Source organism: Nitrosospira sp. Nsp18, from assembly GCF_900103145.1.
GTDB lineage: Bacteria > Pseudomonadota > Gammaproteobacteria > Burkholderiales > Nitrosomonadaceae > Nitrosospira.
The window spans coordinates 1-13,019 of record NZ_FMWY01000036.1 but is presented as its reverse complement, the minus strand read 5'-3'; the positions used below and the strand labels follow the sequence as shown (position 1 = coordinate 13,019).

The following is a 13,019-nucleotide window of genomic DNA, read 5'->3' as shown; positions in this document are numbered from 1 at the left end:
CTCTCAGTGGAACCACAAATTAAGGGGAAACGCATTCCGGATCGACGGCGGGAATTGCATCACCAACCCTATAACCAGTATCCAGACAAGCGTGATCGGAATGAACACTTTCCAGCCCAGGCGCATAATCTGATCATAGCGGTAGCGGGGAAATGTGGCGCGAAACCAGAGAAAACAAAACAATAAAAATCCTATTTTTAATATGAGCCATATGAAGCCGGGGATCAGCGTAAATGGCGCAATATTGATCGGCGGCAGCCAGCCACCCAAAAATATGATGGTGGCAAGGGTGGCCACCAGAATCATGTTGGAATATTCCGCCAGAAAGAATACCGTGAAAGCCATGCCGGAATACTCGACGTGGAACCCTGCCACGATTTCAGATTCACCCTCAGCCACATCAAAAGGTGCGCGATTGGTCTCCGCGACACCGGAAATAAAGTACACCAAAAACATGGGAAACAAGGGAAGGACGTACCAATTAAGTAAACTGCCACCCTGCTGACCCTTGACGATATCCCCGAGATTCAGGCTCTGCGACATCATCAGCACACACACCAATGCGAAACCCATTGCCAGCTCATACGATACTACTTGCGCTGCGGAGCGCATCGCGCCGAGGAACGCATATTTGGAGTTTGATGCCCAACCCGCAATGATAACCCCATAAACGCCCATGGAAGTCATGGCCAGAATATAAAGCAGCCCTGCATTGATGTCCGCCAACACCACTTCGGGAGAAAATGGCACTACCGCCCAGGCTGCCAATGCAGGTGCGAATGTCAACACCGGCGCGAGCACAAATAGAACCTTGTTTGCGCCACTGGGAATGATGATTTCTTTCATCACCGCCTTAACCGCATCAGCGATTGGCTGTGCCCAGCCGCCCAGCCAGGGAATGCCAAAGAATGTCACCCGGTTAGGGCCGACACGCATCTGCATGAAGGCGATAATCTTGCGCTCGGCGAACGTGAGGTAAGCCACAGCGAGCATTAATGGCAGCACGATGGCGAAAATCAACAACACATCCTTCGCCACGACGTACAAGACAGGGCCCCACTCAGGACCGAAAAAATTCCCGAATAATTGTTGTGCGTATTCCATCAAATAACCCTGATTTCTTCCATCACAGTTTTTCCACCACGATTTCACCGAACATCCCGCCTAGCGTTGCTGTCAAGGGATGAGCGGAAACCAGGCGCACGCAATTGGCAGGCAACTTATCGTCCCGGTCTGCAGGCAGCTGGAGTTCACCTTCTCCTTGCCTCAGCCTGACGCTGTCTCCAGCTTGTATGCCAAGCCTGCTCATGAGATCACCCGGCATCCATGCCACCGGCGCAGCTGCGTCGCGCGTGCGCTGCAGCGACTCGGCACGCCGCACGATGGGATCGGCCTGGTATATCGGTACCTCTCCGATACGCTGTATTCCGCTGCCCATCGGTTCGCCTAGCGGCCCAATGTCATCCAGGGAGAAACCCCCCAGATGATTATTCAGGCGGGCCCTGACGTCGCTTGAGCCAGGCAGGATCTCCGCACGCACCTGCTCGGGTGTTTCATAATCAAAGCCATCAATCTCCAGCAGATTGCCCAACACGCGCAAAATCTTCCAGGCCGGACGCGTTTCCCCGAGCGGCGCCACAACGCCATTAAAGCTTTGCACCCGACCCTCGATATTGATGAACGTACCCGACGTCTCGGTGAATGGCGCGGCGGGAAGTAATACATCGGCATAACCCCCCTGAAGGATGGCATGGCTTTTGTATGCGGTTATCATTACAACCAGTTCCGCCGCTTCCAGCGTTTTCACGGCTTGCCGAGGGTCGTAGCTATCCAGTTCCGGCTCCAGGTTCATCAGGATGTAAGCCCGGCATGGTTCGGCCCCGGCGTCCGCAATCCCGCCAGCGCTCATCCCGAGCATTTGCGAAGCATTCAGGCTTTGCATTCCCGGTTGAGCCGATTGAGTGCCGACGGTTTCTGCCGAGCCGTCATTGCCCGGAATCGCGCCGGCAATATAAGCACCGACGCTGTTGGCGGCCTCGCCTAATATACCGAATCGCGCGTCGGTGATTTGCGCGAGTTGCTGTGCCAGCGTATGAATATTCGTATATTGCGGATGATGTTGAGCCAGGTTGCCAAGGAATATTGCCGCTGGCTTGTTATTGATGAGGCTTGCTGCTATCGAACGCGCGTTATCGCTAACGCTGATTGCCGCCAGCGCATTTTTTACATCGGCAGGAATTTGCTTTCCCGTCGACTCGGCGGCAGCTTTCAGGACCTGCGCCAGTATCGCTGCCATTGCAGCGGGCGCGACGATAGCGCGATTCGCTATGGTGGTAAATAGATCATCGTCCACCGGATTGATCAGGTTCAATTGCGCGCCCTGCTTTACCGATTGGCGCAAACGCTGCGCGAGCAGCGGGTGATCCTTGCGCAGGGTGCTGCCAATGATAAGCGCTGATTTCAGCCGGGAAACTTCCGCGATGCTCATCCCGAGCCAGGGAATCCCTTGCGACCGATCCGCGCGAAAGTCGGATTGGCGCAGACGGTGATCCACATTCCCGCTGCCCAGTCCTCGAGCGAGCTTCTGTAGCAGGTAGAGTTCCTCCAGCGTACTGTGAGGAGAACCCAGTGCACCGATACTCTGCGCTCCATATTTTTCTTTTGCCGCTTTCAACCCATTAGCCGCAAATTCAAGGGCGGTCTGCCAGTCGCATTCCTGCCAATGGCCACCACGTCTTATCATCGGCTTGCGTAGACGCTCTTCCGAGTTTAATCCTTCGTAGGAAAAGCGATCTTTATCTGATAGCCAACACTCGTTGATTGCCTCATTTTCGCGCGGCAACACCCGCATCACACGGTTCTGTTTCACCTGGACCACGAGATTGGCGCCAAGTCCGCAGTGCGGACTTACGGATTTCCTGCGTGATAGCTCCCAAGTGCGTGCCGAATAGCGGAATGGCTTACTGACGAGCGCCCCTACCGGGCAAAGATCGATCATGTTGCCCGACAACTCCGAATCCACCGTGCTTCCGACAAACGACAGGATCTCAGCGTGTTCGCCGCGACCCGCCATGCCTAACTCCATGATGCCTGCTATTTCCTGGCCGAAACGTACGCAACGGGTGCAATGGATACAGCGGGTCATGTCGGTGGAAATCAGCGGACCCAGATTTTTATTCGCCACTACCCGCTTGGCCTCAGTGTAGCGTGACGAACTCGCGCCATAACCCACCGCCAAGTCTTGTAATTGGCATTCACCACCCTGATCGCAAATGGGGCAATCCAGCGGATGATTGATAAGCAGGAACTCCATCACGCCTTTTTGCGCTGTTACCGCCTGTCCGGAGTGGGTTGAAACCTTCATACCTTCCATTGCGGGAGTCGCACAGGCAGGCAAGGGCTTGGGCGCTTTCTCCACTTGCACCAGGCACATGCGGCAATTGGCAGCAATGGAAAGCTTCTTGTGATAGCAGAAATGAGGAATGTATATACCCAGCTGATTGGCGCCGTCCATGACGGTGCCATTCTTGGGCACGGACACCGGTTTACCGTCGATTTCGAAATTAATCATGGGATAAATACTCTCGGCTTAACGAATCGGCTTAGCGAGTAAACGCAGACAAGAAAAAACTCATTGGCTTCATCCATGCCATTCGCCACCTTGGCTATACCAGACATTTCTTGTGCTCGATATGGTAGGCAAACTCGTCGCGAAAATGCTGAATCATTGCTCGCACCGGCATGGCGGCGGCATCACCTAATGCGCAAATGGTGCGTCCCTGAATATTATCGGCAACATTATTGAGCAGATCGAGATCCTCAATCCGCCCCTTGCCGGTTTCGATCCGATGCACAACACGATAGAGCCAGCCAGTACCTTCCCGGCAAGGCGTGCATTGACCGCAGGATTCTTCAAAATAGAAGTATGACAGGCGCTCCAGCGCCTTCACCATGCAGGTCGTGTCATCCATGATGATGACCGCACCCGAGCCCAGCATGGATCCTGCTTTGGCAATGGAATCATAATCCATGTCCGTCTGCATCATGATATCGCCCGGCAACACTGGCATGGACGAACCACCTGGAATACAACCCTTCAGTTTCCGCCCGCCCCGCATACCGCCCGCCATCTCCAGCAATGTTGCGAATGGCGTACCCATAGGCACCTCATAATTGCCCGGTTTGTTGACATGCCCGGAAACGGAGAAAATCTTGGTGCCGCCGTTATTGGGTTTACCCAGCTGTAAAAACTTTTCGCCCCCGTTGCGAATGATCCAGGGTACCGAGGCAAATGTCTCGGTGTTGTTGATGGTGGTGGGTTTGCCATAGAGGCCGAAGCTTGCGGGAAATGGCGGCTTGAAGCGCGGCTGGCCTTTCTTGCCCTCCAATGACTCTAGCAGCGCCGTTTCCTCGCCGCAGATATAGGCGCCGTAACCATGATGGTTGTATAACTGGAAACTGAAATCGGAACCCAGAATATTATCCCCAAGCAATCCTGCCTCTCGCGCTTCATCCACTGCCTCTTCCATGCGTTCGTAGGTATCCCATATTTCGCCATGGATATAGTTGTAACCGGTCTTGATGCCCATCGCATAGGCGCCGATCATCATGCCTTCGATCAGAATGTGCGGGTTGTGACGCATAATGTCGCGGTCTTTGAAGGTGCCCGGTTCACCTTCATCTGAATTGCATACCAGGTACTTGTCGCCCTCGTACTGCTTGGGCATGAAGCTCCATTTCAGTCCGGTCGGAAAACCCGCACCGCCACGCCCGCGCAAAGCCGATTTCTTGACTTCCTCTATGACTTTTTCAGGCGGTATTTTTTCGCTCAGAATTTTTCTCAGCGCGGCATAACCCTCGCGCTGCTCATAGTTTCGGAGCCGCCAGTTGTCAGGATCGGATGGATTCACCCCGGCCAGCAGTATCTGCGTAGTCTGGGTCATTTGCTCAACTCCTCAAGCAATTGATCGATCATATCGTCGGACATGAAACTGCACATGCGTTTGTTATTGACCAGCAGCACGGGCGCATCGCCGCACGCCCCCATACATTCGCCTTCTTTCAGCGTGAATTTTCCGTCGACACTCGTTTCATTGAAACCAATGCCCAGTTTTTTCTGGATATGAGCTACAGCTTCATTGGCGCCGGACAGAGCGCAAGGAAGGTTCGTGCAAATGGTTATCTTGCATTTTCCCAGCGGCTGCAAATTGTACATGTTGTAAAACGTCGCCACTTCATATACCGCAATCGGCGGCATCCCAAGATAACGAGCGACAAAATCCATTGTTTCAGTAGCGAGCCACCCTTTCTCATCCTGGGCGATGGCAAGCGCCGACATCACCGCCGATTGTTTTTGATCGGAGGGATATTTGGTAAGCTCGTGGTCAATTTTTTTTATAGACTCGGCACTTAACATCTTGATATCTGCTTAAGGGTCAGTGATGTCATCTGTCTATTTCGCCAAATACAATGTCCTGGGTCCCGATGATCGCTACTACGTCTGCGATCATGTGCCCCCGAGCCATTTCATCCAGCGCTGCCAGATGGGCAAACCCCGGTGCGCGGATTTTCAGGCGATAAGGCATATTGGCGCCATCGGAAACCAGGTAAATACCAAATTCGCCTTTAGGATGTTCGATCGCCGCGTAGGTTTCGCCGGGCGGCACGTGGAAGCCCTCCGTAAAAAGCTTGAAATGATGGATCAATTCTTCCATATTCTGTTTCATTTCAACACGGGCAGGCGGCGCAACCTTATGGTTATCGGTTATTACCGGACCCGGGTTTTTGCGTAGCCAATCGACACATTGCTTGATGATGCGATTGGACTGGCGGAATTCCTCGATTCGGACCAGGTAGCGATCATAGCAATCGCCGTTGACCCCTACCGGTATATCAAAATCGATGCGGTCATAAACTTCATACGGCTGTTTCTTCCGCAAATCCCATTCCACACCCGAACCACGCAGCATCGGGCCGGTAAAGCCCAGCGCTTTGGCGCGTTCCGGCGAGACTACACCAATTCCAACAAGTCGCTGCTTCCAGATCCGGTTGTCGGTAAGCAAAGTTTCATACTCATCCACATAGGTAGGAAACCGGTTGGTAAAGTCTTCGATAAAATCCAACAACGAACCGCTACGATTTTCATTGAGCACCCTGGTGCTTTTTTCGTCATGGATTTTCGATGCCTTGTATTGCGGCATGGATTCCGGAAGATCTCGATAGACGCCACCGGGACGGTAATAAGCCGCGTGCAATCTGGCGCCCGAAACCGCCTCGTAACAATCCATCAGGTCTTCCCGGTCGCGGAAAGCATAGAGAAACACGGTCATCGCACCCACGTCCAGCGCATGGGCACCCAGCCATAAAAGGTGGTTGAGTATTCGGGTAATTTCATCGAACATCACGCGAATATACTGCGCACGCAAGGGCACCTCGAGCTGAAGCAGTTTCTCGATAGCCATCACGTAGGCGTGTTCATTGCACATCATGGAGACGTAATCCAGCCGATCCATGTACGGCACTGATTGAATATAAGTCTTATACTCAGCCAGCTTTTCGGTTGCACGATGAAGAAGCCCGATATGCGGATCCGCCCGTTGAACGACTTCGCCGTCCAGCTCCAGCACCAAGCGCAGCACGCCATGCGCTGCAGGATGCTGGGGGCCGAAGTTCATGGTGTAGTTACGTATTTCAGCCATGCTTCACTCGCTCTCTCCGTAATGCTCTTCGCGGATGACGCGCGGTATTATCTGGCGCGGCTCTATGCTGACCGGCTGATAGATTACGCGCTGCTGGTCGGGGTCGTAACGCATCTCAACATTTCCGCTCAGGGGAAAATCCTTGCGAAACGGACTGCCGATAAAACCGTAGTCGGTGAGAATACGTCGCAAATCCGGATGACCCGTGAAAACGATGCCGTACAGATCGAATGCCTCACGCTCGAACCAGTTTACCGATGGCCATATACTTATTACCGAATCCAATACGGGAAATTCATCGTCATCGGCGAATATCCTGATTCTCAATCTGTGGTTATGCCGGATGGAAAGCAAGTGATAGATGGCAGCAAACCGTTTATTCATTCGGTCGCTTGTTGAGCCAAATTCCGCACCATAGGTTGAATAATCCATGCCACACAGATCAATGAGCATTTCAAAATCCAGCTCGGGATGATCGCGCAGCGTTTCCATCGTCCACAGCAAATCTGCTTGACGCACTGAAATTGTGAGCTCGCCCAATCGTTCACTGGTGGTGACAAGCTTATCGGCCAACACATTTTGAAGACAAAAGGAAAGCGTTTCCAGACGAGAGGACGACATATATAACTCAGCGCGCGATGGTATTGGTACGGTGTATTTTATTCTGCAACTGAATAATACCGTAGAGCAGAGCTTCCGCTGTCGGCGGGCAGCCGGGAACATAGATATCGACCGGCACAATCCGGTCGCAACCGCGAACGACCGAGTAGGAGTAATGATAATAACCACCGCCGTTGGCGCAGGAACCCATGGAGATTACCCAGCGGGGCTCCGCCATCTGATCGTACACTTTACGCAGCGCAGGCGCCATTTTATTGCATAACGTGCCCGCAACAATCATCACGTCCGATTGACGAGGACTTGGGCGGAATACGATACCGAAACGGTCCAGATCGTAACGCGAGGCGCCAGCCTGCATCATTTCCACCGCACAGCACGCAAGGCCAAAGGTCATCGGCCACATCGACCCAGTACGCCCCCAGTTGATAACCGAGTCCAGACTCGTGGTAACAAAACCCTTTTCCATCGCACCGTTGTTAGCGCTCATAATCTAATCCCACTCCAACGCACCCTTGTTCCATTCGTAAATAAAGCCAACAACAAGAATACCGAGAAAAACCATCATGGCGATAAAACCGAATAGCCCAATCTCATTCAATACCACCGCCCATGGAAACAGAAATGCGATCTCCAGATCAAACAGAATGAACAGGATGGCCACGAGATAATAACGCACATCGAATTTCATGCGTGCATCTTCAAATGCTTCGAAGCCACATTCATACGGTGACAGTTTCTCGCTGTCCGGACGATTGGGCGCAAACAACCAGCCAAGCGTCATCGCTAGAATGCCGACTACAAGGCCAATCAGAATAAATAGCAGAATGGGAAAGTAATTTTCGAGCATGTGTAATCAAAAGTTAGGACCGGAACAGGTAGCCTTCATATGCCTGGCCTGACTCTCAGTCTCATTACATCAGATGGTGCCGACGGCGAGACTCGAACTCGCACAGCTTTCGCCACCGCCCCCTCAAGACGGCGTGTCTACCAATTTCACCACGTCGGCAGCTTGCTTGGGCGCTAATCTAAAGCTTAACCTGATTAGAACCCAATTTTAGCTAATTGTTCAATTAGCTCATCATTAAAATTATTCCGGGATTTCGGTCGCCTTGGAAGACGTCCCTTCATCCACGGGCTTTACCGGAGCCTCCTCAGCCGGTTTGACTGATTGAGCAGGGATCGCTTTATCCATCACGCCACCCGTTTCGGTCTTGTGGCTGGAAAGATAGGTAAGCCCGAGGCTGGTAATAAAAAAAACCGCAGCCAGCACACCGGTTGTCCTGCTAAGAAAATTTGCTGAACCGCTGGCGCCAAACAAACTTCCAGATGAGCCGCTGCCAAACGCAGCACCCATATCGGCGCCCTTTCCGTGTTGCAGCAGAACCAGCACAACTACGCTAATAGCCGACAAGAGGTGTAGTATCCAGATGAGTGTTTCCAAAGCCTACTCCAAAATGAGTTAATTTTTTGCCGCGTGGCAGATGGCTATGAATTCATCGGCGACAAGTGACGCGCCGCCGATCAGCCCGCCATCAATGTCGGGCATGGCGAACAGCTCAGCCGCATTGTTCGCCTTTGCACTGCCGCCATAAAGAATCTGTAAACCAATGGCCATTTCGGAATTGCTGGCGGCGATTCTATCGCGAATAAAAGAATGTACGTCCTGAGCCTGGCCCGGCGTAGCCGTTTTACCCGTACCGATAGCCCATACCGGCTCATAAGCAAGCACCGACTTGGCAAGCGCATCGATACCCACCAAGTCGATCACCGCATCCAATTGCTCTGCAACCACTCGCTCGGTAATGGCAGCCTCGCGCTGATCAAGGGTTTCGCCAACACATAAGACAGGTGTCAACCCAACCGACTGAGCCGCCCGAAACTTAAGCGCCACGGTATGGTTATCCTCGCCATACAAGGCACGCCGTTCGGAGTGACCTACGATTACGTAGCGGCAGCCGAAATCCATCAACATCGCCGCTGAAACTTCACCTGTGTAAGCGCCCTTATCATACTGGCTCACGTTCTGGGCGCCCCAGAAAACATGTGTCGCCTGCAATACTGATTGTGCCTGCGACAGATAAGGATAAGGTACGCACACGGCCAAACCGGTCCCGCTCACCCCTGCGGTTCCAGCGATCACCGCATTCAGCAAATTCCGGTTTTGCACCGTTCCACCATGCATTTTCCAGTTGCCCACAACCAACTTTGAACGCCTAGCCATAGGAAACCGCCTTTGAACTGGAAAGCTGCGAATGTTACCCGTGAATGAATACGGGGTCAATCACGAGGTAAACAATATCATAGGGTACAAAAGCACGAAATTTTGGAAAACAGCACGGATGAGGCAGAAAGAATAAAATAAGGGCGCGCCGTGGCCGTAGCTCACCTATATGCGCCAAGGCTGCAGATTATCTGTCATACGGCAAAAGCGCCTGACAGAACCATTCCCAATCTATCCGAAACGTCCGGTAATGTAATCTTCCGTCTGTTTGTTTTTTGGTTTGATGAAAATTGTGTCAGTGACGTCGAACTCGATGAGCTCGCCTAAATACATATAAGCAGTGTAATCCGATACGCGTGCCGCCTGCTGCATATTGTGAGTCACGATCAGGATCGTAACCTTATCCTTCAGATCGGCAATGAGCTCTTCTATGTTGGCTGTGGCAATTGGGTCAAGTGCAGAAGTGGGTTCGTCGAACAACAGGATTTCGGGATCGGTTGCAAGCGCCCGGGCAATACACAAACGTTGCTGCTGACCCCCCGAAAGGTTGTAGGCAAGCTGATTCAAACGATCTTTTACTTCCTCCCAAAGCGCGGCGCCGCGCAGTGCTTCTTCAACCTTCTCGTCCAGTATGGCACGCTGCCGGACACCTCGTACGCGCAAGCCATACGCAACATTTTCATAGATGGATTTTGGAAATGGATTGGGTTTCTGAAATACCATGCTGATGCGCATCCGTACTTCAATCGGATCCACGCTACGCGAAAGAATATTGACATTGTCCGGATGCAGAATAATATCGCCCACATAACGATTGCCGGGGTAGAGATCGTGCATACGGTTGAAGCAGCGCAGAAAGGTGGATTTACCGCATCCCGATGGGCCGATCAACGCAGTTACCTGCTTTTCATGCAACACCATGTTAATGTTTTTAAGCGCGGAGAATGCGCCATAATAAAAACTCAAGTTTCTGACTTCAGACTTGTACGGAACAGGCGCCGCATCCAATCCGAGATTCTCGACCGTTGAATTTTCTACCATTTGAGGTTCTTGCGCATACGATAGCGCAAATAAATGGCTATCGCATTCATGGCAAGAGTCATCACTACCAGCACCAGCCCCGCAGCCGCAGCGTTGGCCTGAAACTCTTCTTCAGGCCGGGAGACCCAATTGAACATCTGGATGGGCATCACCGTGAATGGGGCCATCAGCCACTCGAAAGATAGAAAAGGGAATTCAGCTTTAATGGGAGACGGCGGCAAAAACGCAATAAAAGTCAGCGCCCCAATGGTGATGATCGGCGCGGTTTCCCCAATAGCACGAGCCAAGCCGATAATAACGCCAGTTAAAATACCGGCAGCGGAATAAGGAAGCAGATGATCGGATACAGTCTGCCATTTGGTCGCCCCGAGCGCATAAGCACCCTCCCGGATGACCAATGGGATAGCGCGTATAGCCTCCCTTGTCGCCACGATGACCACCGGCAAGATCAATAACGCCAGCGCGAGGCCGGCTGAAAGAATGCTTTGGCCAAACCCGAATTGATGTACAAACAAGCTTAACGCCAGCAAGCCGTAAATAATGGACGGAACGCCCGCAAGGTTGGTAACGTTGATTTCGATGATCTCGGTAATGATATTTTTAGACGCATACTCTTCCAGATAAATTCCAGCTCCGATACCCATCGGCACCGCTGCCATCGCAGTCACCAGCATTACCAGAATGGTGCCGACCCAGGCAGAAAGTATGCCCGCTGACCCCGGGCGGCGCGACGGGAAAGAAGTAAAAAAATCCCACGACAAGCGCGGCATTCCCTCTATAAGCATATGAGCGAATAACGCCATGAATGTGAGTACCGCAATCATCAGTGCCAACACACCGACAATCATGAAAATCAAATCCCAGAGCTTATGGCGCGCAATGATCGTGCGAATCTCGCTCAGATCTTTATCGTCTCTCATTTAGGGCTTCCAGGAAAGAGCGAAGCGTGCTCATCTGAAAGACCCGCGACCGAACAGCTAGAAAGATAGGTAAAAGTCATTTTGTCAAATAGCAATAGGATCAGCAATCGCGTTTGATTTTAATATATTTCGCGATAACGCTTGCGCAGAACATGCCCAATGATATTGAATGCCAATGTCAATAGCAGTAATGTAAGCCCAGCGGCAAAGATAGTTTGATAACCAATGCTACCATGGGGCAGGTCGCCCAAGCTCACTTGTACGATGTAGGCGGTAATGGTAGCTGCGGGTTCCATCGGATTCCAGGTGAGATTTGGTTGCATGCCCGCAGCTATCGCCACCACCATCGTTTCCCCCACAGCGCGGGAGATACCAAGTATATAAGCAGCGGCTATGCCCGAAAACGCGGCGGGCATCACTACCCTTATGGCCGTCTGGAATTTTGTAGCCCCCATCGCGTAAGAGCCTTCCCGCAAATGCATGGGCACGGCTCGCATCGCATCTTCAGCCATGGAGCTTACATAGGGGATAATCATGATCCCCATCACCAACCCAGCGGAAAGAAGACTGAAACCAGGCAAATCCGGAAAAATCTTCTGCAGCAGGGGAGTTACAAATAGTAATGCGAAATAACCATACACGACAGTTGGAACGCCGCCCAGCAACTCGAGAAATGGTTTGGCAACTTCACGCACGGCGAAAGGCGCAAATTCGGAAAGATATATGGCGGTGATAGTGCCCAGGGGGATGGCAACCAGGAGCGCTACGGCGGAACTGACTACAGTACCGGATATGAGCGGGAGGATGCCGTAGTGCGCATCATCGAACAGTGGGGTCCATTGGGTATCGGTCAGAAATTGCCAAAGCGGAACATGTTCGAAAAACACGAACGACTCCTTCACCAGCATCACCACGATGGCAATGGTAATCGCGACCGAGACAAATGCCATCAGGAACAGCAGCGCTTCAATAAAACGCTCACCCAGATGACGGCGATAGCTATAGCCGAGTCTTTTGGAATGGGTGATTTCGTTGGGAGGGTGTGCTGTAGCAGGCAACTGCATTTTAAAAGGAACGTTCTTGGGCAGGGCTACATATTACGATGGGTATATTACAGTTTCGTGACACATCGGAACAGTGCCAGAAGGATGCGGCAATCCTTTCCGCCATTCAACCTGAATCCGGTGGTTGACCGCTCATTTTTCAGCTATTTGTCAGTTCATTTGTCACTAGCGCTATAACCATCCAACCGGGAGATGATATCAAACCCTTCCATCGAACTCCTGTCTCGGCATGTGGAAATACCGGAACGATTGCTTGATGTAAGTAAAACCGCTGCTCCCCGCGTGAATACGGGAAGCAGCGGTTCGGGTGAATAGATGAGGTGTGTCAAGTGCTGCAGCCGAAGCGATCCGGCTCACTCCTCCTCATCCTCCTCCTCGTCGTCCTCATCCTTTTTCTCGGGTTTGAGGACCAGTTTGCCCTGCTTCTTGCTCTCGTTCAGGTCGGTCTCGGGGG

At 52.2% G+C, this 13,019-nt stretch carries 13 protein-coding genes and 1 tRNA gene; all 14 read right to left on the bottom strand.

Going from position 1 to position 13,019, the window contains the following annotated elements:
* Positions 1-3: 3 nt before the first annotated feature.
* The 14 genes from nuoH to pstC all read right to left on the bottom strand — a co-directional run bounded on the left by nuoH (position 4) and on the right by pstC (position 12,565).
* Complete coding sequence (gene nuoH, locus BLS94_RS13315; protein WP_072766700.1) at positions 4-1,104, bottom strand: NADH-quinone oxidoreductase subunit NuoH; 1,101 nt, start codon at positions 1,102-1,104, stop codon at positions 4-6.
* Positions 1,105-1,126: 22 nt separating this feature from the next.
* Entirely contained in the window at positions 1,127-3,571 is a 2,445-nt protein-coding gene (gene nuoG, locus BLS94_RS13310; protein WP_090961889.1) for an NADH-quinone oxidoreductase subunit NuoG, read from the bottom strand.
* 94 nt (positions 3,572-3,665) lie between these two features.
* The gene (nuoF, locus tag BLS94_RS13305) at positions 3,666-4,943 is read right to left on the bottom strand and encodes an NADH-quinone oxidoreductase subunit NuoF (protein WP_072766698.1); all 1,278 of its coding nucleotides are present in this window, start codon (positions 4,941-4,943) and stop codon (positions 3,666-3,668) included.
* Complete coding sequence (gene nuoE / locus BLS94_RS13300; RefSeq protein ID WP_090458562.1) at positions 4,940-5,416, bottom strand: NADH-quinone oxidoreductase subunit NuoE; 477 nt, start codon at positions 5,414-5,416, stop codon at positions 4,940-4,942. The genes nuoF and nuoE overlap by 4 nt, the downstream gene beginning before the upstream one ends.
* A gap of 28 nt (positions 5,417-5,444) precedes the next feature.
* Positions 5,445-6,698, bottom strand: coding sequence for an NADH-quinone oxidoreductase subunit D (locus BLS94_RS13295; RefSeq protein WP_090961885.1), 1,254 nt, complete (start codon positions 6,696-6,698; stop codon positions 5,445-5,447).
* Between the two features lie 3 nt (positions 6,699-6,701).
* Positions 6,702-7,319, bottom strand: coding sequence for an NADH-quinone oxidoreductase subunit C (locus tag BLS94_RS13290; protein ID WP_090961882.1), 618 nt, complete (start codon positions 7,317-7,319; stop codon positions 6,702-6,704).
* Between the two features lie 7 nt (positions 7,320-7,326).
* Entirely contained in the window at positions 7,327-7,806 is a 480-nt protein-coding gene (locus BLS94_RS13285; protein WP_025042026.1) for a NuoB/complex I 20 kDa subunit family protein, read from the bottom strand.
* 3 nt (positions 7,807-7,809) lie between these two features.
* Positions 7,810-8,166, bottom strand: coding sequence for an NADH-quinone oxidoreductase subunit A (locus tag BLS94_RS13280; protein WP_025042027.1), 357 nt, complete (start codon positions 8,164-8,166; stop codon positions 7,810-7,812).
* A 74-nt stretch (positions 8,167-8,240) separates the two neighbouring features.
* Positions 8,241-8,325, bottom strand: a tRNA-Leu gene (locus BLS94_RS13275).
* Positions 8,326-8,406: 81 nt separating this feature from the next.
* Entirely contained in the window at positions 8,407-8,760 is a 354-nt protein-coding gene (gene secG / locus BLS94_RS13270) for a preprotein translocase subunit SecG (RefSeq protein ID WP_090961879.1), read from the bottom strand.
* An 18-nt stretch (positions 8,761-8,778) separates the two neighbouring features.
* Positions 8,779-9,540, bottom strand: a complete 762-nt coding sequence (tpiA, locus tag BLS94_RS13265) for a triose-phosphate isomerase (protein WP_090961876.1) — start codon at positions 9,538-9,540, stop codon at positions 8,779-8,781.
* A 231-nt stretch (positions 9,541-9,771) separates the two neighbouring features.
* On the bottom strand, positions 9,772-10,581 hold the full coding sequence (pstB, locus tag BLS94_RS13260) for a phosphate ABC transporter ATP-binding protein PstB (protein ID WP_090961873.1): 810 nt from the start codon (positions 10,579-10,581) through the stop codon (positions 9,772-9,774).
* Entirely contained in the window at positions 10,575-11,501 is a 927-nt protein-coding gene (gene pstA, locus BLS94_RS13255; protein WP_072766691.1) for a phosphate ABC transporter permease PstA, read from the bottom strand. Before pstA ends, pstB begins: the two co-directional genes overlap by 7 nt.
* A gap of 119 nt (positions 11,502-11,620) precedes the next feature.
* Positions 11,621-12,565: a phosphate ABC transporter permease subunit PstC gene (gene pstC, locus BLS94_RS13250; protein ID WP_090961869.1), complete on the bottom strand. Its 945-nt coding sequence runs from the start codon at positions 12,563-12,565 to the stop codon at positions 11,621-11,623.
* Positions 12,566-13,019 lie beyond the last annotated feature (454 nt).

Bases quoted from the DNA above. Each gene is read 5' to 3' on its own strand.
- pstC (WP_090961869.1), bottom strand. From the start codon at position 12,565: ATGCAGTTGCCTGCTACAGCACACCCTCCCAACGAAATCACCCATTCC.
- pstB (WP_090961873.1), bottom strand. From the start codon at position 10,581: ATGGTAGAAAATTCAACGGTCGAGAATCTCGGATTGGATGCGGCGCCT.
- BLS94_RS13285 (WP_025042026.1), bottom strand. From the start codon at position 7,806: ATGAGCGCTAACAACGGTGCGATGGAAAAGGGTTTTGTTACCACGAGT.
- BLS94_RS13290 (WP_090961882.1), bottom strand. From the start codon at position 7,319: ATGTCGTCCTCTCGTCTGGAAACGCTTTCCTTTTGTCTTCAAAATGTG.
- nuoG (WP_090961889.1), bottom strand. From the start codon at position 3,571: ATGATTAATTTCGAAATCGACGGTAAACCGGTGTCCGTGCCCAAGAAT.
- BLS94_RS13295 (WP_090961885.1), bottom strand. From the start codon at position 6,698: ATGGCTGAAATACGTAACTACACCATGAACTTCGGCCCCCAGCATCCT.
- pstA (WP_072766691.1), bottom strand. From the start codon at position 11,501: ATGAGAGACGATAAAGATCTGAGCGAGATTCGCACGATCATTGCGCGC.
- nuoF (WP_072766698.1), bottom strand. From the start codon at position 4,943: ATGACCCAGACTACGCAGATACTGCTGGCCGGGGTGAATCCATCCGAT.
- tpiA (WP_090961876.1), bottom strand. From the start codon at position 9,540: ATGGCTAGGCGTTCAAAGTTGGTTGTGGGCAACTGGAAAATGCATGGT.
- nuoH (WP_072766700.1), bottom strand. From the start codon at position 1,104: ATGGAATACGCACAACAATTATTCGGGAATTTTTTCGGTCCTGAGTGG.
- nuoE (WP_090458562.1), bottom strand. From the start codon at position 5,416: ATGTTAAGTGCCGAGTCTATAAAAAAAATTGACCACGAGCTTACCAAA.
- BLS94_RS13280 (WP_025042027.1), bottom strand. From the start codon at position 8,166: ATGCTCGAAAATTACTTTCCCATTCTGCTATTTATTCTGATTGGCCTT.